At 47.1% G+C, this 24,167-nt stretch carries 18 protein-coding genes and 1 pseudogene; 4 read left to right on the top strand and 15 right to left on the bottom strand.

The genetic code is table 11. The features are described from left to right. Positions 1 to 87: 87 nt before the first annotated feature. Positions 88 to 783, top strand: a complete 696-nt coding sequence (locus BGX16_RS10605) for a hypothetical protein (protein WP_100426008.1) — start codon at positions 88 to 90, stop codon at positions 781 to 783. Positions 784 to 924: 141 nt separating this feature from the next. On the opposite strand, the gene murA is transcribed toward BGX16_RS10605, so the two are convergent. Beyond that, the gene (murA, locus tag BGX16_RS10610; RefSeq protein ID WP_100426009.1) at positions 925 to 2,193 is read right to left on the bottom strand and encodes a UDP-N-acetylglucosamine 1-carboxyvinyltransferase; all 1,269 of its coding nucleotides are present in this window, start codon (positions 2,191 to 2,193) and stop codon (positions 925 to 927) included. Between the two features lie 5 nt (positions 2,194 to 2,198). Further along, complete coding sequence (locus BGX16_RS10615) at positions 2,199 to 3,005, bottom strand: RDD family protein (protein ID WP_100426010.1); 807 nt, start codon at positions 3,003 to 3,005, stop codon at positions 2,199 to 2,201. A gap of 40 nt (positions 3,006 to 3,045) precedes the next feature. Between BGX16_RS10615 and rapA the strand changes: the two genes are divergently transcribed. Together rapA and proB are read left to right on the top strand one after the other, a co-directional pair. Further along, on the top strand, positions 3,046 to 5,994 hold the full coding sequence (gene rapA / locus BGX16_RS10620) for an RNA polymerase-associated protein RapA (RefSeq protein WP_100426011.1): 2,949 nt from the start codon (positions 3,046 to 3,048) through the stop codon (positions 5,992 to 5,994). Between the two features lie 22 nt (positions 5,995 to 6,016). Next, positions 6,017 to 7,159 (top strand): glutamate 5-kinase, encoded by a 1,143-nt coding sequence (gene proB / locus BGX16_RS10625; RefSeq protein WP_100426012.1) that lies wholly within the window; start codon positions 6,017 to 6,019, stop codon positions 7,157 to 7,159. Positions 7,160 to 7,211: 52 nt separating this feature from the next. On the opposite strand, the gene BGX16_RS10630 is transcribed toward proB, so the two are convergent. The 8 genes and pseudogenes from BGX16_RS10630 to BGX16_RS10665 form a co-directional block, all read right to left on the bottom strand. After that, positions 7,212 to 7,718 carry an FISUMP domain-containing protein gene (locus BGX16_RS10630; protein WP_100426013.1) on the bottom strand — a complete coding sequence of 169 codons (507 nt, stop codon included), beginning with the start codon at positions 7,716 to 7,718 and terminating at the stop codon, positions 7,212 to 7,214. Between the two features lie 19 nt (positions 7,719 to 7,737). Next, positions 7,738 to 7,974: pseudogene (locus BGX16_RS15275) on the bottom strand (FISUMP domain-containing protein); the annotation flags it as partial. A 298-nt stretch (positions 7,975 to 8,272) separates the two neighbouring features. Then, a complete protein-coding gene (locus BGX16_RS15105; protein ID WP_277352370.1) occupies positions 8,273 to 8,398 on the bottom strand; it encodes a hypothetical protein in 126 nt (41 codons plus the stop codon). Between the two features lie 43 nt (positions 8,399 to 8,441). Further along, the gene (locus BGX16_RS10640) at positions 8,442 to 8,672 is read right to left on the bottom strand and encodes a DUF3791 domain-containing protein (protein ID WP_100426015.1); all 231 of its coding nucleotides are present in this window, start codon (positions 8,670 to 8,672) and stop codon (positions 8,442 to 8,444) included. After that, positions 8,669 to 9,139, bottom strand: coding sequence for a DUF3990 domain-containing protein (locus BGX16_RS10645; protein WP_100426016.1), 471 nt, complete (start codon positions 9,137 to 9,139; stop codon positions 8,669 to 8,671). The genes BGX16_RS10640 and BGX16_RS10645 overlap by 4 nt, the downstream gene beginning before the upstream one ends. Beyond that, positions 9,139 to 9,354, bottom strand: a complete 216-nt coding sequence (locus BGX16_RS10650) for a DUF3791 domain-containing protein (RefSeq protein WP_100426017.1) — start codon at positions 9,352 to 9,354, stop codon at positions 9,139 to 9,141. The genes BGX16_RS10645 and BGX16_RS10650 overlap by 1 nt, the downstream gene beginning before the upstream one ends. 234 nt (positions 9,355 to 9,588) lie before the next feature. Further along, positions 9,589 to 10,542 carry a LamG domain-containing protein gene (locus tag BGX16_RS10655; RefSeq protein ID WP_100426018.1) on the bottom strand — a complete coding sequence of 318 codons (954 nt, stop codon included), beginning with the start codon at positions 10,540 to 10,542 and terminating at the stop codon, positions 9,589 to 9,591. 322 nt (positions 10,543 to 10,864) lie between these two features. Then, positions 10,865 to 11,632 carry a hypothetical protein gene (locus BGX16_RS10665; RefSeq protein WP_157797995.1) on the bottom strand — a complete coding sequence of 256 codons (768 nt, stop codon included), beginning with the start codon at positions 11,630 to 11,632 and terminating at the stop codon, positions 10,865 to 10,867. 165 nt (positions 11,633 to 11,797) lie between these two features. On the opposite strand from BGX16_RS10665, the gene BGX16_RS10670 reads away from it, so the two are divergent. Beyond that, complete coding sequence (locus tag BGX16_RS10670; protein ID WP_198514908.1) at positions 11,798 to 13,150, top strand: IS5 family transposase; 1,353 nt, start codon at positions 11,798 to 11,800, stop codon at positions 13,148 to 13,150. Between the two features lie 197 nt (positions 13,151 to 13,347). Here the strand turns inward: BGX16_RS10670 and BGX16_RS10675 are convergent, their stop codons facing one another. From BGX16_RS10675 to BGX16_RS10695, 5 genes are read right to left on the bottom strand one after another with little or no spacing between them, the layout of a single operon-like run. Further along, positions 13,348 to 16,386, bottom strand: coding sequence for a type III restriction-modification system endonuclease (locus tag BGX16_RS10675; RefSeq protein WP_100426021.1), 3,039 nt, complete (start codon positions 16,384 to 16,386; stop codon positions 13,348 to 13,350). Then, a complete protein-coding gene (locus BGX16_RS10680; RefSeq protein WP_198514909.1) occupies positions 16,386 to 18,269 on the bottom strand; it encodes a site-specific DNA-methyltransferase in 1,884 nt (627 codons plus the stop codon). Before BGX16_RS10680 ends, BGX16_RS10675 begins: the two co-directional genes overlap by 1 nt. 13 nt (positions 18,270 to 18,282) lie before the next feature. Then, positions 18,283 to 19,677: an ATP-binding protein gene (locus BGX16_RS10685; protein ID WP_198514910.1), complete on the bottom strand. Its 1,395-nt coding sequence runs from the start codon at positions 19,675 to 19,677 to the stop codon at positions 18,283 to 18,285. 2 nt (positions 19,678 to 19,679) lie between these two features. After that, entirely contained in the window at positions 19,680 to 20,306 is a 627-nt protein-coding gene (locus BGX16_RS10690) for a DUF4391 domain-containing protein (RefSeq protein ID WP_100426022.1), read from the bottom strand. After that, a complete protein-coding gene (locus tag BGX16_RS10695) occupies positions 20,306 to 23,557 on the bottom strand; it encodes a helicase-related protein (RefSeq protein ID WP_100426023.1) in 3,252 nt (1,083 codons plus the stop codon). Before BGX16_RS10695 ends, BGX16_RS10690 begins: the two co-directional genes overlap by 1 nt. Positions 23,558 to 24,167: the final 610 nt, after the last annotated feature.

Genomic DNA, 24,167 nt, shown 5'->3' on the forward strand with positions numbered 1-24,167 from the left:
TAGTAAATGGCCCCGTCTCGCGACTTCCGCGGAAATTACGGTCCTTCCAGCCGCTTTCTGTGTCACCCTTTGACTGAGGTACTCTAAATGGAACACATCACTCTCGCACTCGCCGTTATCACGGTGATCCTTGGAATCGTTATTCTTTCCAAGGTGAATAAGCTCATCACGATGCTTCATACTCCGATTGTCAAGCGTGTCTCGGACACCAATCTGAAGCCGAACCGTCATACGGTTAGCGCTCAGGATATGGCTGCTCGTAACAATGACCGTCGCGATAATAATCGTAACAACGATCGTCGTGATCGCAACAATTCGAATAACAATGGCAATCGCCAGGAACGCAATAACAACCGCGATCGCAACAATGATCGCATCGACCGCAATGAACGTCGTAATGACCGTCGCAATGGCCGTAACGAACGTCGTCGTGAATTCGCCGCAGAAAAGGTTGCTGAAGCAGAGTCTCCGGTGGTTGAAGCTTCGGCAGCTCCGGTTGCACCAGCTCCTGTCGCAGCTGCTCCGGCTCCGGTTGCAGCTCCGGTGGTTGAAACTCCGGTTGCAGAAGCTCCGCGTACTGAAGGTCGTCGTCCGCTTCCTCCGCGTGTTCAGGCAACGCTCCCGGAAACTCCGGCAGCTGTTCCGTCCGCTCCTGCTGCTTCGGCTGCAGAACCGGAATCCGTCGGTGCTGAATTCGATCCGACGAAGGTCCGTTATGGCCGTCGCAACGTGATGAAGAAGCTCCCGGTGGAAGAAGATTCTGCTGAAGAAGCAAAGGCTTAATCGCCAGCGGATTCAAAACGCAATTTGCAAAAAAGGTTCGCAGAAATGCGGGCCTTTTTTTTGGACAGAAAGAGCTATCGAAAAGAAAAGGCAACCAAGCGGTTGCCTTTTCTTGTTTGCCGTTTTGACTTTTTCTTTGGATTAGGATTGGTCGCTTAAACGAACAACCATTCCGCCGAGCTTTGCCATCTTGGCTTCGAAGTTTTCATAACCGCGGTCTAGATGGTAAATGCGGCTGACGCGCGTTTCACCGTCTGCGACAAGGCCCGCGATGACGAGGGCTGCAGCAGCGCGTAGATCCGACGCCATGACCGGTGCGCCTTGGAGCTTTTCGACGCCCTTGATCGTTGCCGTGTTGCCTTCGAGAGAAATGTTTGCACCAAGGCGGTTCAATTCGGCGACGTGTTTAAAGCGGTCGATATAAACAGTATCGCGGATCTTACTTTCGCCAGGGACGGTTGCAAGGACGGCCATCAGTGGCGCCTGCAGGTCGGTGGGGAAGCCCGGGTAGGGAACCGCTTCCACGTGGACCGGTTTCAGGTCGCGGCTCGAAGCATCGACTTCTGCCCAGTCCTTACCGGTGTGAACGATACAGCCCATTTCTTCAAAGATGTCAAGAAGCGATTTGATATGGATCGGGTCGCACTTGGTCGTCTTGACTTTACCGCGGCTAATGACCGCGCCGCAGAGGAAGGAACCCGCTTCGATTCGGTCTGGAATCGTTTCGCTAAAGCCCGGATGCATTTCTTCGACACCGTGGACAACGAGGGATCGCGTTCCCCGGCCTTCGATCTTTACGCCCATACTCAGGAGTAAATCGACGAGGGAATCGATTTCCGGTTCAATCGCTGCGTTTTCAAGAACGCTTGTACCTTTGGCTAGAGTCGCTGCCATGAGAACGTTCACCGTAGCGCCAACGGAAGAAATCGGAAATCGGAAGTTGCCACCCGGAAGGCGTCCGTTCGAAGTCGCTTCCACATAGCCGTGGGTTACTTCGATATTTGCACCGAGAGCTTCAAGGCCTTTCAAGTGCAAGTCTACAGGACGCGGCCCCCAAGCGCATCCGCCCGGAAGCGATACGCGGCAACGGCCAAAGCGAGAAACCAGAGGGCCGAGAACGTAAAAGCTTGCACGCATCGTGCTCACGAGCTCATACGGAGCTTCCAAATGGTTTGCGCCATGCGTGTCCACCTTGAATTCATGCGGACCTCCGTCGATACGGCAACCGATGACGCGGAGCACGTTCGACATCGTCTTTGTGTCGCGCAAATAGGGAACGTTCGTAATCGTGGTCACGCCGTCTGCGAGCATGGCTGCTGTCATTGTCGCAAGAACTGCATTCTTTGCCCCAGAGATTTCAACTTCGCCGCTAAGCGGTTTGCCGGTGGGAACTATCGAAAAGGAATCCATATAAATTAATCCTTATTTAAATCTTTGTTCTCGTCGGAATCCGCGTTCTTCTTGCGAATGTGAATCACCTGGGTGCGGGCGAAAAAGTCATGCAGGGCACGCTTTTTCGGATCGATCACTGCGATGACGTAACCGATTCCGTAGAAGACAAGAGTTGCCTGGGTGAGCAGGCTAAAAATGTAGCGGACAATCGCGCCGGAAAGTTTCAGCTTAGAACCATCAGCGCGTTCGATTTTCAAATGCAACAGGAACTTTCCCGGCGTCGCCGAAAGGAACCCGTTGAATCCGACAAAGTAAAGGGTCTGGATGATGAACCAGATGCCGAGGAGATCCGTCATTCCCGGAATCGACATGAACTCATTGCTGAGATTGGCCGCCATCGGGTCTGCGGAATACTTGTCGATAAAAGCGTTGGACGCTTCGACGACCGTGTTGAAGTCGATCAGGTTTGTCCAGTCGAGGATGTGAACTCCCAGTTTCCAGAGCATCGCAATGATGAACCAGTCGATGATGATGGCGCCTGCGCGAACAAAGAAGCCTGCGAAGGTCTTCTTCTGGAATTCTTCGATGCGTTCTTTCAAGATCGCTTCGACGGTTTCGCGGAGCATACGCTCGTCTTCTTCGGAATGGCTTGCGACTTCCGCGTCGAGCGCTTCTTTCCAAGTAATCCAATTGTCGAGCCCTTTGTGCCAGACAAGGGAGTTTTCGTGAATCTGCTGCTTGCTGTGCAGCATCTGTAAATCTTCGAAACTGACCGGGCCTTGACGGCGGTCGCCTTCTAGTATGCTTTCATCAATGTAAAACCAATTCATAAGTCGTTTCTAAATCTACAAAAATGCTAACTTGCGCATTATGAGTACATTCCAAATCGGTCAGCGTTATATCAGTGAACAAGAACCTGAACTGGGTGTGGGTCGAGTTCAGAAAATTGAGTTCAAGAACATCACGATCGAATTCCCTGCTGTGAAGCAGTCTCGAATCTATCGCACGACTGCAGCTCCCATTAAGCGTTACCTTTTGTCAGTCGGCGAAAATGCCAAGAACGAAAAGGGAATGAGCTTTACCGTTGAAAATATCTGCATGGATAATGGCCTTGCCATTTACTTGGGCCGTGGCGGACGTGAAATGAAGGAGTCGGATTTAAGCCCGAAGGCGGCTCCGCGAGTCTCCGATATCTTTTCTCAGCTGATCCGTGGTAATTGCGCCGACAATAAGGAGTTTGTGCGTCGTGAAACGGCGAATGAACTTTCTTGCGAATGGCAACGTTCCTCGGTACGTGGCATGATCGGTCCGCGTGTGAACCTGATTCCGCACCAGTATTACCTTTGCAGACGTGCCTGCACTTCCAGTGCGATTCCGCGTTTGATGCTTTCCGATGAAGTCGGTCTAGGTAAAACGATCGAAGCCGGCATGATCTGGCATTCCTTGCGCAGCACGGGCCGCATTACGCGAACACTCATCCTTGTGCCGGAATCGCTGAAGCACCAGTGGATGACGGAAATGTACCGTCGCTTTAACCATGTATTCACCTTGGTGGATGAAGGCTATATTCGCAGCTTCCTTGAAAGCGGTATGCATGAAAGCGACAATCCGAATCCGTTCAATCAGGCAAACGATGTGATTTGCACGATTGAATTCGTGATGAGCCAGCCGGCTGTGACGCAAGATTTTCTGAGCGCGGAATGGGATCTGACGATTGTCGATGAAGCTCATCATTTGGTCTGCGAAGACGACTTTACGAGTAAGGAATATCTGCTCGTGAATTCGATTACGACTCGAACCAAGGGCCTTTTGCTTTTGACGGGTACGCCTCTCCAGTTGCAACCGGAATCGCACTTTAACCGTTTGAAGATGCTCGATCCGGCGCGCTTTACCGCTTACCAGGAATTCTTGAAGGACGAAGAATCCTACCGCAAGATTGTGCGCGATCTTTCGAAGCTCCCGGTGGAATCGGAAGAACCGATGACCTGGGACGACTTGAACGAAGTGCTCCCGAAAAATTCTCCGATTCGCGAATGGCTCTCCAAGGAAAATTCCCGTGAGATGACCGCTGCAGAATGGGTGCGTCGCATTGTCGATGCTCTCGGTACAGGCTCTGTCGTCTTCCGCAACACGCGTCGCAGCGTAGGCGGATTCCCCAAACGCGAACTGTACGAAGTGGAACTGAAACCGGTTCCGCAGTACAGAACGCTCGTCGAAAAGGCAAGCGAAGCGGATCCGGATCATTCGTTCGATATTCTCGTGGACGGTCTCTTGATTACCAAGTACAAGTCCACGTGGAACATGGATGAACGCATTCCTTGGCTGCTCGGATTTTTGAAGGAACATTTGAAGGACAAGGTTCTTCTCATTTGCGAACACCCAGATGTAGTGAACGCTCTCGCGAGCGTTCTCGCAGAAGAAATCGGTGAAAATGCGTATGTGACCTTTACCGAAGATATGTCGATCCTCGCACGCGACCGTGCCGCGGCAAGCTTTGCCGATGAACGCGGGCCGATGCTTATGATCGCTTCGGAAATCGGTTCGGAAGGTCGTAATTTCCAGTTCAGCCACGATTTGATTTTGTTCGATCTTCCGCTCGATGCAGCTCTCGTGGAACAGCGTATTGGACGTTTGGACCGTATCGGTCAGACGCAGACGATTCGTGTGCACGTGCCGTATGTGAAGGGCAGTGCGCAAGAAGTGATCTTCCGCTGGTACAATGAAGGCCTTGGAGCATTCGGTGCGCCTCTCATGAGCGGTGGAGAACTTTTCCTCAAGTACACGGAAACTTTGATTGCGGCGATGGCCGATCCGAAGCACAAGCTTTCGAAGTTTATGAAGGAAACGATTCCGCTGGTGCAGAAGGACAGCGAAATGCTCCGCAAGAACATTGAAAAGGGCCGCGATAAACTTTTGGAATTCAACTCGCGCGATCCGCAGGTTTCGAAGCAGATTACGGATGAAATCCGGAATATCGACGCCGATGAACGTTTGCAGAATTTGATGATCGATACGCTCATGGCCGCAGGCGTGGAAGTGGAAAAGGGTTATGTTCCAACGAGCATGATCTTCCGCGCTGGCTCTCAGGTCGAAGGCGGTACGATTCCGGGACTTCCGACTCGCACGATGCTCGACAAGACTCTTGCCGCAGGCCCGAAGGACGGCTCGGAAAAGTCGGACGATGGTGCTGGCGAACTCACCGGTACGTTTGACCGTACCGTGGCGATGCAACACGATGAAATTTCTTTTTTGAGCTTTGAACATCCGCTTGCTCAGGGCGTAATCGATATGGCGACGGCTTCGGGCAAGGGGCTTACCGCTTGCGTCATTTGGGACGATGCCGGTTCAAAGGATATGCTCATGCAGTATAACTTTGTCGTGGAACCGTCCGTACCTGCCGCATGGGGACTTTCGAGTCTCGCCGGTCCTGCATTCATTCGCGTGCTGGTCGATTCCCAGGGCAAGGATTGCTCGGATCGTTTGGATGCAATGGACAAGGGCAAAATGCGCAATGCAAATGTGCCGCAGAAGGTACCTGTGGTCACCGAAAAACTTCGCTATTTCGCAAGTACGGGTCACGCTCTCGCCAAGCGTATCGCCACGCAAAAGATGGAAGCGATTGCCGCGGAATCCGCGAAGAAGGTGGAAGAACGCGCCGAACAGGAATATCAGCGTATGAACCATTTGCTGACTTTGCGCGGCAAGGCTCAGAACAGTGCCCTTCTCGATCATCTTCGTAAAAACGTGGCTCTTCACAAGAAGGCCGCGTTAAACCCGCAGCTCCGTCTGGATTCTATCCGTCTTCTCGTCTGCCGCTAAAATTACTTTGTAAGGTATTCCAATGAGTGAATTACGTCGAAACATTTTAGGAGAAGCCAAGCGTATCGTCATCAAGATCGGTTCTCGTATTTTGGTGGATTCGGTCCGCGGTGGAGTCCGCACATCTTTTATTCAGAAGTTTGCTCACTCTGTGGCAAAGCTTGTGGAAGATGGCAAGGAAGTCATCGTGGTGACGAGCGGTGCCGTGGGAACGGGCATGGCAATTCTCGGTTATGATGAAAAGCCGAAGGTCCTTGCGGAAAAGCAGGCTTGCGCCGCTGTCGGACAGATCGATTTGATGTACGTCTACCGAGAAATGTTCCTCGGTAACGGATTTGCCGTGGGACAGATTCTGCTTTCGGCAGATGACTTCCGCGACCGCGTGCGTTACAAGAATTTGCAGAATACGTTGAAGACGATGATTTCAAAAAAAATCATTCCGCTCATCAACGAAAACGATTCTTTGGTGGTGAAGGAACTGAACGGCATTGGCGATAACGACAAGCTTTCAAGCGACGTCGCTCTCTTCTTTGACGCGGATCTTTTGGTCGTCTTTACCGATGAAGACGGACTCTTTGACGACAATCCGAAGAAGAATCCGAAGGCGCGCCTTTTGCGCTTTGTTCCGGAAATCACGCCGGACATCATCGCACTTACGGGCAAGCCGGGTGAAAATGGTTCCGCAGTCAGCACGGGCGGTATGCGTTCCAAGGTGGAATCCATTCGCGCGGTGGTGAAAAGCGGCTGTAACGCGTTCCTCGCAAATGGAATGAAGGTTCTCCCGCATGAAATTATCTATGGGGATGCTGTCGGTACTCTGTTCATCGGCAGCCACAAAAAGCTCGGCAGCCGTAAGCGTTGGCTCTCTTTTGTGAGCACGCCGAGTGGAAGCGTTGTCGTGGACGATGGTTGCGCAGAAGCTTTGCGTAAGAAACATTCGAGCTTGCTCCCGGTGGGCGTCGTCGCGGTCCAAAAACAGTTTAAAGCGGGGGATTTAATCGAAGTTCTTTCGCAGCAGGGTGAACGCCTTGCCCGCGGTATCGCTCAGCTGGACAGTGCAAACGTGCAGCTCGTGTTGCAAAAGAAAACGGCTCTGGTCCGTTCGATATTGGGCGAAGACTCTCCGGAAGAAGTCATCCACAAGAACGATCTCGTCGTTTTTTAACGTCAAATTCCAAAAAAGAAAAGCGGACCGAAAGGCCCGCTTTTTCGTATGCTTAATGAGCGTCTTGAATACAACGGATAGAAAAATATGTGTCTTTATATTCCAACTCAAGTTCGACGGGACTCATGTCGGGCCATTCGTAACCGATAATTTTAAAGGCATAGTCCAGTGCGCTGCCGTGGCTTGTCGGGTCGCTGGAAGATTGGCTGAAAGTCCAGAAAATTGCCGCATAGCGACTGCCGGGGGCATAGGTCGGCAGAGCTCCGAATCCATAGTTGTCGGTGCCATAAGTGTGGACATAGGTTCCGTAGATCGTCTTGACGTCTTGCCAATCGTCCGTTTCTGCTTTTAATTTTTGGCCCGAATACGGACCGAGGGTTACGGTGATGTTTTGCAATGTTTTAAATTCGTCGGTGTTAGGAAGATGGTAGCCCTTGGGGCAGATGCCGTGGACGGTGTCCGCCATTTCGCAGGTAGCCGCATAACCGCAACCCTTTGGCGTCATGGTTGTAAATGCCCGCGGAGTCAATCGCGGCGCTCCAAGTGTAAAGACGCCCATATTTTTTGCAGACGTCTGCCGTGTCGCTATGGCAGTAGTTGTTTGGTTCTGGGGAAGACGGGTCTGTCGGATATTCGAAATTCAGATTCTCGGCCATCCACGTTTGGGATCTAGTACTGTCGGCGATGACGATGGTCTTGTAAATCTGGCCATCGCGTTCGTCAACGAGAGTTCCAAACGAAAATCGTTCGGAACTACTGGAAGAGGATATGGCGAGAGGGTTTAGCGAAGAGGATGACTCTAGATTGTTTCGCAACCGAGCAGGGCTCCCACAATCAGGTAAAACACAACAGTGAAATTTGAAATTCGAGTCAAAGATGTTTTCATTCGGATAACCCTTGCTAAATTTAAAACAAGGCTCTGTTAGTCATTATGGTTGTTGACATCTAGCGTGAATATAGATTTTATTCTGAAAAAGAGGAAATACGCCTTCAAATAAACATGGACATACGCCGGAAATACGTAGGAATCGCCCGCAGAGTACGCACGTCTTCTCGTCCGAGAGACCCCGCGGAGGGAGTCCAGAATCTTGTGGCGCCAGAAGAAGGAGGTCTTCAGCCCGATGCCGCATTTTTCCGCGGCAAGACGAGGACATCCTTTTCCTTCATGTCCTCCACGTACTTCCTTATGATATCGAGCCCGGTTTTTGCATGGTAGAACACGGTGAATCTGAAAAACATGCAGAGGTATTCCTAACGGAGCACCTCTTTTTTATTTCTAAAATCAATTTTCAGAACGAGTCTTTTCTGTATATTCAGCCCAGATTTCTGTAGCTAAGTATTTGTCACTGCGACAATGGAGATCAGCAACTCCATCATCTATCAAATCAGCTGTTTCAGACTCATAGTAAATGTCCGTCGCTTCCTGCAAAGATACATGGAACATATCGCTAATACAAGCAATAACTCTAGCGCATTTTGCACTTTTCAAAATTTGCTTGCTTGCATCGGTCATAATCGCTCACTTTTGATATAGGTCAAGCAACGACGAAGCATTTCTTTAGAACGAATGCAATACTGAATATTCGGAGTCACAAACTCCAATAAACCTAAAGTTTCCTGCAATGAAATTTCGCCAGTCAGATATCGATCTAAAGTTAAAATGACCCTATCATTGGCGATACCGCCAACAACTAAATCATATTTGCATTCATCTTCTCCTGCCCGACATTTGGATATAAAGTCAAGCCAAGTCTTATCGTAAGCCTCAAATCGAAAAATATTCCATTCAGTTTCATCGCAGGAAAATTCATAGATATTCAGCCACGCATCTTTTCCCCTACGTTTAAAACGCTCTCCATACCTTTGAGCCTGTTCCAAAATAGATGTAAGGTAAAAACCTCGCCCAAAATCAAGATATTTACGAGAATGATCCAAATCGGGCCTTTCAACAACAACCGACGAGGAATGATACAGTCTCATTAAGTCAGTACCCCTTTTTCCTTCATATATTCCGTAAGGTCTTCCATAAGGTAGCGGGAACCAAACGTATGCAGGACATCGTAAGAAGGGACAATATAACCGTATAAAATACCCGATTTTTTCAAACGCTTATAAATCTCTCGCTGAGGAAGTTTCAGCAAGAGCGAGAGTTGTCCAATGCAATAGGTCACAAACTCAAGCGTTTTATTATCCATACCCTAAATATACATAAAAATACCCCCCTATATTCAAAAAGGCAAAGCTCAAAAAAATCATTGCTGTCCGGTAAAATTTCTACATTCCATAGTGCTTTTGAATTTGTTTTATGTGCAAAAGAAACTATAGTCAAAAGCGGCGGCTCCCGGAAACGGAAGTCGCCTTTTTTGTTAGATTTCAGGTTGAATTAAAAAGTTTTACCGGACACTAATAATTTCTAATCAAAACCTTTCTCAATCGAAATTTCTGCCTTTTAAATCAAAAGATTTCCCTGCTTTAAAATAACATGGAGAAAAGGGATCCTTGCAATGTTTGGAATCTAAAATATTCGAACGAAACACCTTTTTTGAAATGGATAGACTTGGTTTTTCGTCATTATTTCCCTCATTAGAATTTTCTTCTTGATACAACATAAGAATTTCATGTTCTGTTAATGCTCTACCGTAAATGCGCAAATCATCAATTTTTCCTTGAAAGAAACTCCACTTAGAACGAGTTCCTAACCGTAACGGCGCTGTTCCATTTTGAACTTGAACACCATAGGTAACATCAAATAAATCATCTTGATCTTTTTGAACTCCATTTTTGAATAAAGTAATTTTATTCGTTGTAATATCATACCTAGCCACAAAATGAATCCACTCATTAGCTTCTAAAGATTCTTGCACATAACTTCCGGCCCCTAAACCACCGGCTAAATTAAACGCATACGCAGACATTCGATTTGGCCTATTTTCTTGTGATTCGGAAAGATTTTTGTTATACATTCTAAAAGTCCATTCGTGTTGATTTGGTTCTCCCTTACCCATCCAATGCACATAACCACCACTTTCTGCATTTTCAAAATTCAAAACTTCTGGACTTACCCAAACAGAAATAGTCAAAGCACCCTGTGTAATAATGCTAAAAGCGTCGTGGTCAGAAATTTCAAGATAACTTTCTTTCCCGTCAAAATAAGCCGCTGAATTTTCATTACCAAAACGATCTACACCAAATGAAGTTCCATAATTTTTAACCGAAAAACTTTCAAGAGAATCTGAATTAGGAAGTGCATTTTCAAAACTTTCACTAAAAGGAAAATAAGCCACTAAATTATCACTTGGAATATTCTCCGAACTTGCAGCAGAAATGCTCATAGCAAAAGAAAAAATACAAAAGAAAATAATACTGAAAAAGGAACGATTCATAGTAATGAATATAAACTTTGGCTCTGTTAGCCATTATGGTTGTTGACATCTAGCGTGAATATAGATTTTATTCTGAAAAAGTGGAAATACGCCTTCAAACAACATGGATATACGCCGGAAATCAACCGTTTCGGACTTGCAATCGGGACACGCGATATGGCAGCCGAGGAACGCCTTGCGGGACTTCTTGTCCAGTCCGATGTACATCTGCCTGAGCAGGGCTATCTGCGGCGCAATCCCGTCCATCGCCACAAATGTTCATTCCGGCGATGACAAATTATGTCATTTTAAGCTTGTCAACAACCATTTGAAGGAACAGAGCCTATCGATTAAATTTTATGATGTACTTGCTGTTGGCGGGGCGGCCGAGGAGGTCGAAATGTTTTGCTTTTTCGGGGATGAATGTCGGGCGGTTTTTGCGGAGAATCGAGGTGGTAGAATTGGGGTTGACCATAATATAGAACATCTTTTCCTCGCTATTTTTGTTTGACACAACGAATCCGTTTTCGGTATTTGTTATCATTTGCTGGGTTGTGCTGGAAGGGGAATCGTAGGAGGTTATGACGCAGGTGTTTTCGTCATTGGGGTCTGGGGTTATGAAGGAGCTTTGTTCCTTTTGGAGTGTGTTTTCGGGTAAGTCCCATGCTTCCCTATAAAGGGTGTCGTTTCGCAAGTATACAATTCTTATATAGTCAACCTTCGGTTCATCGGAGATCGCGGGACTATAGACATAGGTCAGGGAAGAATCCATTCCTATGAAATAGGTTTCTTCCTGGATGATTTGGTCGTTGTAATAGGTAGTTGTCCTGATGTTTTCTTCGGATGTTTCCTGAATCGTCTTTTGATGAATTGTTGAACAATTGTCCTCTAGCTCTACGCACCGGACGATGCTGTCCAGGTTGCTCCCTGTATAGTGGTATTTCATGGAGGCGTAGTAAGTAAAATCGTGACCGTAGTTTTCGATGTAGGCACTGTCTACCAAATATGTATTTGTGGTGCTGGATGTAAAAGATGTCTGGAACATGTCGCGGCAGTTGATTGCGAAAACATTCAATGCCAGGATGGAGAGAATGAGGATTAGTTTTTTCATGTGAGAAAATATAGTAAATGGCTCTGTTAACCATTATGGTTGTTGATATCTAGTCGTCCCTTAAAATCCCGCCCAGCCCGCATAACTATTGGGAAAAACTGATTTCTACCCTGTGAAAATATTGCAAGGTTTTCTAAAATATGATTGAAAACCTTGCAATTTTTTATGTACAGACCGCCAAAATCCCACGCACAGACAAGCCTTTTCTGTTCCCTTGAGGAGCAATTGAACCACAAGCATCCCCTTTACGTTCTCGCGAACAAGATTGACTGGAACAAGTTCGAGACCGAGTTTTCGAAACGGTTTGACGACAAAATGGGAGCCCCGAACAAGCCGATCCGTCTCATGACCGGGCTCATCATCCTGAAGCACATCCGCAACGTATCGGACGAGTCCGTCGTGGAGCAGTTTCAGGAAAACGCCTATTACCAGTATTTTTGCGGAGAACGGTTCTTCTCGACGGAGCAACCCTGCGACCCGAGCGAACTTGTTCACTTCCGGCACATGATTGGCGAAGCGGGCATGGACATGATCCTCAAGGAAAGTATCCTCGTCAACGATGACCACGATAAACAAGGACCGACAGGATGCGGCACGGTCTTTCTTGACACGACCGTGCAGGAAAAGAACATCACGTTCCCTACAGACGCCAAACTTGCGAACAAGATAATAGAACAGGTACAGAGGATCGTGGAAGAGCATGATCTTCCGCAAAGACAGTCCTACAAGAGAACCTTGAAGAAGGTCCATCGTGACCAGCGTTTCCGCAATCACCCGAAGAACGGCAAGAAGGCTCACAAGGCAGATCGCAGGCTGAAGACAATCGCGGGACGGCTCGTCCGTGAATTAGAGCGAAATCTCGCCAGCAAGAACTTGTTGAACACGTACAAAGAAAAAATCGAGCTTTTCAAAAAAGTTCTGGCACAGAAGAAATGCGACAAGGACAAGGTCTATTCGCTTCACGAACCCGAAGTAAAATGCATCGGCAAGGGCAAGGAACACAAGAAATACGAGTTCGGCAACAAGGTGTCAATCGCCCGGAGCTACAGCGGCATCATTGTCGGCGCGGTCTCGTTCCGGGACGAGTATGACGGACATACGATAGACGATACGCTTGACCATGTTGAACAAATGCTTGGATTCAGGCCGAGCCAGGCCGCATGCGACCGAGGCTACCGCGGACAAAAGGAATCCGGAACGACAAAGATCGTGATACCGGACGTCCCGAAGAAAAACGCGACTTACTACCAGAAGGAAAAGGCTCACAAGCTTTTTTGCAAGAGGGCAGGCATCGAGCCTATCAACGGCCACCTGAAAAGCGACCACCGTATGGGTAGAAATTTCTACAAGGGAATCTTTGGCGACATGCTCAATGCAAAGCTTGCAGCAGCGGCGTTCAACTTCAAGAGGGCCATGAGGCGCTTTTTTGTCCTGTTGGAATGGCTATACTGTTGCTTCCTTTGCCGGGAAGGGGTGAATAAAAACGGCGAACCTCCTTATCCTGCGCTCGCGAAGTGACTTTTTAAGGGTCAACTATCTAGCGTGAAAAAAATTATCTGCATCATTCTCTAATTCTTCTTCGTTTTGATTATTATTGTGTTTGCATCTAGATTTCCATTTAGCATCAAATAGTCTTCTAAATGACTTTAGCATTCTTACCTGTTGTGGGTTGTAACTAATTTTGATTGACATATATCAATATTTTTAGGTGTTATTTACCCTGCTCTTACTGCATTCAGCAAATCCTGGTAGCTCGCTACGTGCGCGTAGTGAACATTCCCGGTCGAGGCTTCATTGAATAGCTTCTTGGCGCATTCGATTTTTGCCTTTTCGACAGGGCGTAGCATCATCGAATCCATTGAGCCCTTTGTTTCGGCGACAAAGAATACGTGCTTCACTTTATCTTTTTCAAAAGCGATTGCCCAGTCAGGGGCGTAGTTGCCTACAGGGGTCGGAATCTGGAAGCTTCTCGGTAGTTTGGCGTACACGCACACTTCGGTTGCCTTTTCAAGAGCTTGGGCGAAATCTTTTTCGCCGTCACTGTCGGGGAACACGTATTCCATGATGCTCTTGTTGGCTGGGATTGCACGTTCGTATGTCGAAGAATGCTTTTCGTTAGTGAAAATGGTACTGTCGTAAGTGTCGTCGATTGTGTTGTAGCGGATGCACTCCACAATCATAGTCGCTTTCTGTTCCTTGATGGTCTTGATAACCTTGCTGATAAATTCTTCAGGATTGCTCTTGAATAACGCAAACTTGCTTGCATCAATCCGCTTCAATATGGCGACGACGGTTTTGCGTGTAAGTGTCGCACCCTTGGCGATTTCGCCAACCAAATCATACTTGGTTTGTGACATGGCGGCGATATCGACTACTTCCGAGGCTGTTTTCTGGTTGTCATCAAAATCGTTTACGTCTTTCTGTTCGCCAGAATGGACTGTATAAGACAATTTCTTCACAATCAAGTTTGCGTTGATATCATTCACGACTTTCTTGATGAGTTCGTCGCTGTCGTAGTGGACGGTATAGGCATACTTGTGGTTGATTTGATTCCACAGTTCCTGGAATTCCTTCTTTTCGAAGTTCGCCTTGTTGAGCCCGTTATCCTTGATTTCGGTCTGGTTGCCGTCTTCGACCATTCCGTCAAGTGCGACCGATTCGTCGAAGATAGATTGCACAAGCTTGTGGATATCTGCTTCCATAGGGGCGATGGATGCCTTCTTGATTGGCTCCAGCGTTCCGTTCTTGGCGGCATCCTTATATACGTCGGTGACATTGCCCTTTTCGTCGATGTAATCGTTAATGAGCAAGTAGGCGTGAATGGCATCCGCTTCGGCCTTTGTAATCGGGCGCTTGACTCCATCGACAGTGACATTCTTGCCGATAAAGAATTCCTCATCTGCCTTTGTCGGGCGAGTGCGCAGGACTTCCTTGGTTTCGGCTTGAAGGCCCGAGACAAAATCCTTGTAGCTTTCGTTTGCGATAACGGTCAGCTTGTTGACTTCGTGAATATTTTCGCCGAGGGTATCAAGATCCATACGATTTCCGTTGACATCTACGCACAAGCGGAGTCCGCGGCCTACTTCTTGACGTTTTGCTGTAGCAGAACTTGCGTGGCGCAAGGTGCAGATTTGGAACACGTTTGGGTTGTCCCAACCTTCGCGGAGAGCCGAATGCGAGAAGATGAATCGCGTCGGTTCATCAAAACTGAGCAGCTGTTCCTTGTTTTTGAGGATCAAGTCGTATGCAGAAATATCGTCCGCGATGTCGGAGCCACGCTTAAGGGCGCTGTTGACGGCATGGCCCTTCTTGTCGATGGAAAAATATCCGTTATGGACTTGTGCTGCGTCAAAGCGATCTAGGTATTCCTGATATTTCCCGTTGAACAGGTTGCTGTTTTCGTTACGGTAGTAATCGTATTCTTCTTCGAATATCTTCTGGTATTCGCCCTTGACTTCGTTGCCTTCGTCATCGTATGACTTGTACTTGGAAACTTCGTCAATGAAGAAAAGTGAAAGCGTCTTGATGCCGCGTTCGAAATTGAATTTTTCCTTTTCGAAGTGCGACTTGATGGTTTCGCGGATTTGGGCGCGCTTCATGGCGTCTTCGGAAATGTCGCCGACAACCTGACCCTTGCTTAAAACAACGTCATTGACAAAAGTGACCGAACTGCGTTCAGGGTCGATATTCAGGACTTCGAGCCCCTTATAGACCTGGAGGCCTGTTGCGGTTTCAAGCTTGTCGCCCGCCACGAAACTCAAAATTTTACGGGTAATAACGCCGCTTTTCAACTTGACATTGACTTCTATCTTTGCGATAGGGGCCTTGTTCTTGCTCTTGACGATGTCGTCAAGATACATGTAGTCCTTGATGCCAGGAATATTGCTGATTTCAAAACCCTTGACCTGGATTTTCTTGACCAATTTTTTGTTGTATGCATCCAGTGCGTCCAAGGCGTAAATCAGGTTGTGGTCGGTCTTGTGTGTTGCCGAGAAATACAGGGTAAACAACGGATTGAACCGTTTGAGGCCTGCCTGCGTAGCGGCACCTTCCATCTTTTGCGGTTCATCCATAATGATAATCGGGCGGTTTGCTGCAAGAACATCAATAGGTTTACGGCTTGCAAATTCGTCACGTTCGGAATAGATAATCTTGCTTTCTTTATTGTTCGCCCCCTCTTTCATGGAACTGGCGAACGCCTGCGTGTTAATAATCATTACGTTGATTCCGGCATCGCTTGAATAGGAATCAATCTTTTGCAGGTTTGAGCTGTCATAGACGAACCATTTGGCTTTTTTGCCGTAGTGTTCAAAGAAATGCGTTTCAAGCATCTCGAAACTTTTGGCGACGCCTTCGCGGATGGCGATACTCGGCACGACGACAACAAACTTGCTCCAACCATATCGCTTGTTCAGCTCGAACATCGACTTGATATAGACATACGTCTTGCCGGTGCCGGTTTCCATTTCAATGTCAAGGTTCACAAGTCCAAGATTTTTGTTCAGCTTTTCAGACTTCTTGATGTCGTTTTCGAGCTGGAGCTGGCGGATATTTTCAAGAAGATTGCCTTCGGATTGCACTAGTTCGTGGTTACTGAAGCCTTCCTCGTTTTCGAGCCTGAGCATAGGCGAATCGACCTTGCCGATATCGCGACGGTACAAGGTCTTGTCAATACAGGGTTCGCCATCGAACACGCGGGCGATGCATTCCACCGCGTCGGTCTGGTACTGTTGAATCTTGAACTTGAATTTCATTACAGCACCTTCCTGATGGTGTCTTTGCTGTAGGCGTTCCAGAGTTGTTCGAAGTTGTCGGCGACGTTGTCGGTGGCGAGGGAGCTGTCGCGCATGACGAAGTAGTAAGGCTTGAGTTTTGCGATTTCGGTGATGGTGGCTTCGTCGATGTTTTCGTCGAAGCAGGCGACGAGTTCCTTGTCGTTTACGAAGAAGACTTTCTTGCCGTTGATTTCACGTTCCTCGATTTTGCTGGAGAGTTCAAGGTCGCATTCGAGCATGACCTGGAACAGCAAATCCATCGGGGTGCGGTCGCGTTTGATGTTGGTGTCGAGTTTGTCGAGGAAGCCCTGGTCGATGTCGGCGGGCTTGTAATACACGTCGTTCATATTACTTTCGGCAAGTTTCAATACGCGGAAGCCGATGTCGAGGTCTTTTGCCTTTTCACCGGATTCTTCCTTGATTTTCTTGCCTGCTCGGCGGATACGCTCCTTGCCGATTTCACAGATGTTGGAAAAACCTTGATATTTCTTTGTTTCGCTCACTAATTCTGGTAGCTGAACTAGGATGAATTTGCAGCGAGTATTTTTTTCAGCATTTTGCTGTAACAAGGCGTGTGCGGTAGATGCTGAGCCAGAGAAAAAATCTACAACAATTGAGTCTTCCTTGAGATTAGCCAAAGTCAGCAAACGCCTTAAAAGACGAACTGGTTTTGGCCCATCAAAAACTCCTTTGTCTCCAAACAGAGCGACAACTTCCTTTGCTCCCTCTTGGCTGTGTCCCACTTCTTTATAAAAAAGAATGGATGTCGGAGCCATGCCATCAAATTTCAACTCGCTTAAAAAACGCTTTATGCAAGGAACACTGTTCCCATCTGACCCAAAATAAATTCTATTATCTTGGAGTCTCTCCAAAAAAGCTTTTTTGGAGAGCCTCCAGCAGCGACCTGCTGGAGGCTCTACCACCCGCCCAGAGGGCGTGGTAATAGGGTAGTCACAATCGGCGTTGTATGTTTTGACAGACATATCACTGGGTTTCCAAACGCCACGGGGATCATTGTCGGGATTTAAATAGCGAGCATTGGCTTCTTCTGTGCGCGGCAGTCTTCCTATTGTAAATTTCTCAATATCACGACCATACATCAAAACATAATCATGGCTATTAGAAATAAATCTTGCGTCATTTTTTGGGGAGTATGCGCGTTCCCAAATTAATTCAGCAACAAAATTTTGTTGACCAAACACTTCATCACATATCTTCTTCAAGTTTTCCTGTTCATTATCATCAATGGAAATAAATATCACGCCGTCTTCGCTAAGCAAATTCCTTGCGACTTTCAGGCGCGGGTACATCATGTTGAGCCAATCGGTATGGAAACGGCCGTTGCTTTCGCTGTTCTTCTCGAAATTCTGCAAGGTCATGTTTCCGTCTTCGTCGAACATGCCGCTCGTTTCGAGGAATGTTTCGGAATCCTGCTTGAAGTTGTCGTTATAGACAAAGTCGTTGCCCGTGTTGTAGGGCGGGTCGATGTAAATCATCTTGACCTTGCCCAGGTAGTTGTTCTGGAGCAACTTGAGCACTTCGAGGTTGTCGCCTTCGATGTAGAGGTTCTGCGTGTTGTCAAAATCGACGGATTCATCTTTGCAGGGGCGGAGCGTCATCGTGGTTGGGGCGTTCGCCTTGCGGATGGCGTCGCGCTTGCCGGGCCAATTGAACTGGTAGCGTTCCTTTTGCCCTTCGACCACTTCGCTGTTGATTTCCTGCATGAGCAGGTCCTTGTCGATGGCACGGACCGGGTTTCCGTCCTTGTCGAGCGATTCCGTGACGCAGTTCGGGAACAGCGCCTTGAGCTTCTCAAAGTTCTCGCTTGCCATATCCGCAGTCTTCATCTTCAAGTGTTCCATTGTAAATCCTTTTTTAGTCGTTTTCAGCCGCAATAATTCGCCAGTGTCCAGCCCTGTCGCTGCCAATTCGTTCAATAAGGCCTGCTGCCTTGAGCTCCTTAATATGCTTTCTAACTGCTCTATCCGAAATTTTCAGTTCTTCGCTAAGCTTCTTACTTGTCACTTGCGGATTTTGAGCAATCGCAATATAGGTTTTTTGGGCTTTTTCCGGGCAATTTCTAGGAACTTTCAGGGAACTTTCTAGGAACTTTCTAGGAACTTTCTCGGAATGCCTTCCTAGTAATTCAAGGTAAGCGTCGGATGCAAAGCACCTTGCCGTAACTCCACCCAAGGAGAGGTCTATTTCTGGTAGCTTGGCCTTTTCTTCGGCGCAGTATGCCGCGATTTTTTCAAATCCACGCCCCCAGGATTCAACCATGCCGCACTTGAAAAAAATATTGGCCAAGTTGGGGTTTGTCGGTTTGGATACGTGTTCCTTGTAAAGGTTTTCAAGCGGGACTTCCTTGGGCAGGTTACCGTCGTTCCATAGCCTGATTTTGTCTTTGTAAATACGAATCTGGATAGGCGTCGTAGAGAGATAATCCTTATGGATTACCGCATTGAGCAAAAGTTCCCTGAAGGCAGCCCTTGGGAAAAAGAAGGTTTCTTTTCTGTAGATATCGTCGTAAGAGATCAGGGCCTTCATGTATTTCGTGTAGATTAGCTCCATGGTCTTTTCGACTTGCAGTAAAAGCGGACCGTGAATTTCATCTTGATATAGGATATCGGCTTCGTTTTCAAAAAAGGCCACTTTTATGTAAGCCCCAGTCACCCATTGTTCCGGATCAGGGTGAAACGCGAGAACGGCGGCACGGTTTAACATCTCGTTTTCTGTCAGATGGAGATTCTTTATCAAGGTGCCGTTTGTGACACTTAGAGATTCTTTGTCAAGTCTGCCGGAATCAGCCGCCTTCGTCCGGAATAATCGGAATGCGTCATTTTCAAGGTCTTCTATTTGAACATTGGGAACAGGTATCGAATCCCATGTTCGCCCCTGAACAGAAAGAATCATTTTGTCGAGCTCAATTCCGGATAGTTCCTGCAGTGTGGAACCTGAGCGTTTATAGTATTTGCCGTGGTAGCTTACGGGAAACGGATACTTTTCAACGGATATTTTGAAATAATCCTTGTTTCCTTCATTCAAAAGTTTTATGTCGCAGACAAGTCCCATTGTGTGCTTGATTTTGTTCGGGATATCTTCAGATAGTCTGTGGCTGTCGGCCACCCCGCAGACTTCACCGATGTCGTTCACGCCAATATAGAGGATTCCGCCTTCTGTATTTGCAAAGGCACAAATCCATTTGAGATATTCGTCTCGCCAAGATTGCTTGAACTCGACATCCTGATTTTCACGTTTCTGAATGATCACGTCTAGTCCTCTTTTTTGGGTGTGGCGTTTTGCAATTCTTTTTCAAGTTCCTTGACTTGGTTTATAAGCTCCCTTTTGCGTCGGGGCTGTTTTTCCTTGTAGGCTTTCGCTTTCAGGTTCTCGATTTTCTTTTGCAGGGCATCGCGGGCATCGTCTGCCGCAATTTGTTCTACGAGGGTGTTTTCGCCTTCGATGGCAATGTTTCCGATACTCTTGATTAGTCCTTCCCAGACTTCGTCAAGGTCCGTCCCCTGCAATTCCAGTTTTGCGTTTTCTGCTTTTACCGGCTTTGTTGCATACAGGTTCTCGTAATATACTGCAAATTGCGCCGTTCCGTCAAGGACCAGCGCAAATACCATGTTTTGCGGTATTGCCTTGGCGAGCAGTTCCAGATTTTTCTTGTCGCAGCCGGGGTGTTTGAGGTTCAGCGTCAGCACGTAGATGCCCTGCACTTTTTTCCCGGGTTTTAATCCGGGCACGGTCGCTTCTGAAATATGGTTCGAGATGAACATCGTCGAGATGTCCGCATTGAACGCATCTTGTGCGGTTCGGTTCACCTTGAACTGGGTAAACACTCGTTCTTTGGAGAGTTGCCGCGAAAGTTCCGTATTTGCAGGCAGGCCGTACATTATTTCACCACGAAGAAGCTGATGAGTTCAAAGTCGTCAAGGCCGGCGGGCACCTTGTCAAAAAGTTCACCTTGGTCGCCACCGAGAAAACTGTCGATGGCGCTTTCTTTGCGGACATCAACGATGGATTCTACGGCTTTGTCAAGCAGCTTGGAGTAGCGATCCATTCGCTTGCCGTCGGCGGTCTCTTTGTTGAACGCTTTGCACAGGTCTTTCAAAGGTTCCACTTTGCCTTTGCTCAGTGCGCGTACATTATCCAGCAAATCTTTTGGGGCAAGGTGGTTTGTAATCACGTTGCCGTTGTTGTCCAAATAAACCATGTAGAACGGATGCAGACGATTCTTTTTGCCGATGTTGATTTCACCCGTTTTGTTCTTGAGAACGAAAATGACCCCCTCGGGGAGTGTGCCCGTTTTCGCCACAACGGCATGGAGTCCGTGCGGGGTATGGTCAATATCCGGGTTCGTCTTCATGTATTCAATCAGGTCTTGACGGAATTCGTTCAAGCCCAAATCCATGATGGAGACGCCCTTGTTCATCTCTTCAAGGTCAACAACTTCATCGTGCAATCGTTTCAGCTGGTCGCGTCGATAATCAAGGTCACCGGGTTCTTCGGGAGCTATCGGGTTGTCGTCGCCAGTAGAGGTCATCACGACGGCCTTCATCTTTGATTCTACACGTCCTTTCAAGTTGATGTACTCATCCAGTTCAATATCTGGCCAGAAATTTACCAACTGGATGCTCTTGTTTTTGGAGCCAATACGGTCAATACGGCCAAATCGTTGGATAATGCGAACGGGGTTCCAGTGAATATCGTAATTTACGAGGTAGTCGCAATCTTGCAAGTTCTGACCTTCAGAAATGCAGTCCGTTGCAATTAGGATGTCAATGTTTTCCTTGATTTCCGGGTAAATAGCTTGCTTTTCTTTGGAGATGGGAGAAAACAATGTCAAGGCCATATTGAAATCCATTTTTCTCTTGGTCTTGAGTGTTGTGCGACCGTTTACATCTCCTGTGACGAGTGCTGAATGCAGGCCATATTTCTTGAGCACATGTTCAGCGACATTATTGTAGAGGTATTCCGCAGTATCACTGAAAGCGGAGAATACGATGACTTTACGGTTGTCGTTGTTGAATGGATGTTCGATTTTGTTGTCAATATCGGCAAGCAACTGCTGCAATTTTGAATCGTGCTCCGGCGTCACGATGGAAATCATCTCGATAAGTTTCGTAATGGTTTCGCAATCGGCATTGAGATCACGTTCCCAGGACTTGTAGTCCAAATCGTCTAGGTGGATGCGGTTGTTTTCGCGACCGACGGTGATTTCGTCTTCGTCAAGACCGAGTCCATCGATATCATTGATTTCTAGATCGGCAACATGGTTGCGAAGCTTGACAAGGGTGTTCCCCATCAAGGTCTTTATGTGACCAAGCGATGTATTGAAAGAATAGATAGAACTTTCAAGCCGCTTCAAAAGTTGCACTTGCATGAGAACGCGGATACCACGTTCTCGGTTAATTAGAGAAAGTCCTTTTCCTCCAGCTTTTGTTGGGGCGTCGTCCTCGTACTTATAGAGTCTGCTCGGTAGAATGTACGCCGAAGGTGAATAAACTACAAGTTTCAGCTGTTGCAATAGGTCAAATATGGCTCGGAATGTTACCGCTGAATCAATGTCGGTAATTTGGGGGCGGCGAGCGATGGGCTTGAGGCGCTCTGGAAATGCGCCGATTTTGCTCGTGTCGTAGAACTTCTCGATGTGCTTACGGCTGCGTGCGATGGTAACAGAATCAAGAATCTTGAAAAAGTCAAAATTCAACATTCCGAGCAGTCGTTGCGTAGTGCGTTCGCTTTCATCCAGTTCTGACCACTTGCTATAAGCGGATTGTGCCTGCTTGAAAATATCGGCGATTGTCCTGTCTCCCGTTCCGATTGCCTGTTCTAATTGGCTCGAATCGCCTTCATAGGCGAGTTCCAGCTGGTTCTTGAGATCGTTAAAGCGGTTGTTTACCGGGGTTGCCGAAAGCATCAGGACTTTGGTTCGAACGCCTTGGCGAATAACCTTGTTCATCAACTGCAAGTAGCGATTTTCTTTCGGGTCTTCGTCGTTGCCCATGTCGGTGGTCTTGCCACCGTTGCGGAAGTTGTGGCTTTCGTCGATGACAATAAGCTCGTAGTTACTCCAGTTGAATCGCGCAATATCGATATCGCCTGAATAGCCCGAAGTGCGGGAAAGATCGGAATGGTTCATGACCCTGTAGGCAAAACGGTCGCTTGCAACAGGATTGTTCTTGTAGTTCTCGCGATAAGTGATCCAGTTGTCGCGCAACTTTTTGGGGCAAAGCACAAGCACGTTGCGGTTCTTGTTCTCGTAATACTTGATGACCGAAAGGGCCGTAAATGTTTTACCGAGACCGACGCTATCGGCGAGAATGCATCCGTTGAACTTTTCCAATTTGTTGATGATGGCAAGGCTTGCTTCTTTCTGGAAATCGTAAAGCTTATTCCAGATGGCGCTGTTCTTGAAACCTGTTGCCTCGTTTGCCAAATCATCTTCGGAAATGTTATTGAGGAACTCGTGGAAAATGTTATAGAGCGTAACGAAGTAAATGTAGTCCGGTGAATTTTCGCGATAGACGTTCTCGATGTTTTCAAGAATAGTATCGGTGATGTCTTGCAACTTTTCGTTGTCGTTCCAAATTCTGTTGAATGATGCGAGGAAATTGTTCGATATGGGCGCTTCGATTTTATTTATACCAAAACCCATATAGTTGCCTTTTTCAAGGCCGAGTTCCGTCTTGCTAAAATCGTTAATCGGTGTGAATGCCGTTTTTTCACCGGCAGGGTCAGATACGACTATGGAACCTGCGTGGACCACCTGGTCGGAAACATTTGTCTTGAATTTGACCTTGCGGCGAATCCAGTCTGCACATTCTTTTGCAATTGCTTTTTGCGAAAGCTGGTTGCGTAACTTGATTTCGAATTCCGTGCCGTATAAAGAACGTTCGCGGTTCAACTTGGGTATGTAGAATTCGCGTTGTTCCTTACCATTCTTGACAGCATCTGTTTTAGTGAAAGTCGGCTTTGTAAAGATAAACCGAAGCTCTTCAACCTGTTCTAACTCTTTCTTTAGTGCTTCAAAAGCGTAAATAGAAAAACTTGCCGCCGCAATGGAAACCTTGCTTCCGGGTTTGACGGAGACCTTCAATTCTTCGTGAAGAGTTGTGCTGATGTTATCTATGAAATTTGGCATGATAACATGCAATATATCTTTTTGGAAATAATCTGTGATGCGTTTTTTGTTGTAAATAGTAACAGAATTTTGTTATAATAGGGTTTGAAAAACCGAATGGGGAATTTTTAGATGGAAACCATTTTTGATATTGCAGTGTAAGCTTCCCCATAATTGTAAGCTTCCCCATAATCACATCACCAATGGACCAAATCCTCACAAGAAAAAAGGTTATCGACATTTCATTTGGGATAAATGCTCATAACGAAGTAGAAAAGAATGTCCCCCAAAATTTCACTCTTGACGAATTGTATTATGCAAGCATTTTTGAGTTATTCTCCACACACAATTTCACTCCAAAAGGACAAACGTTCATCCCCAAAGCCCATTTAGATTCTCTATATTTCATTCATCAATGTTATAACAAGAAAATTGAGAATTTAAAGAAGACCCAAAAAAAGCGTGAGAGATACAAGGATTGATCTAAAAAGATACGCAATCTTTATCATGGACCATGCAGGAGTTTAATAAGAGGGCAGCTACAACTCCGAGACAAGGGAACAAGTCATCCAGCCGGTCCTGAAAGGCGAAAAGTCAACAAGCCGAGTATCGCGACCGACACAAGCTTGCT

This window comes from Hallerella succinigenes, assembly GCF_002797675.1.
GTDB lineage: Bacteria > Fibrobacterota > Fibrobacteria > Fibrobacterales > Fibrobacteraceae > Hallerella > Hallerella succinigenes.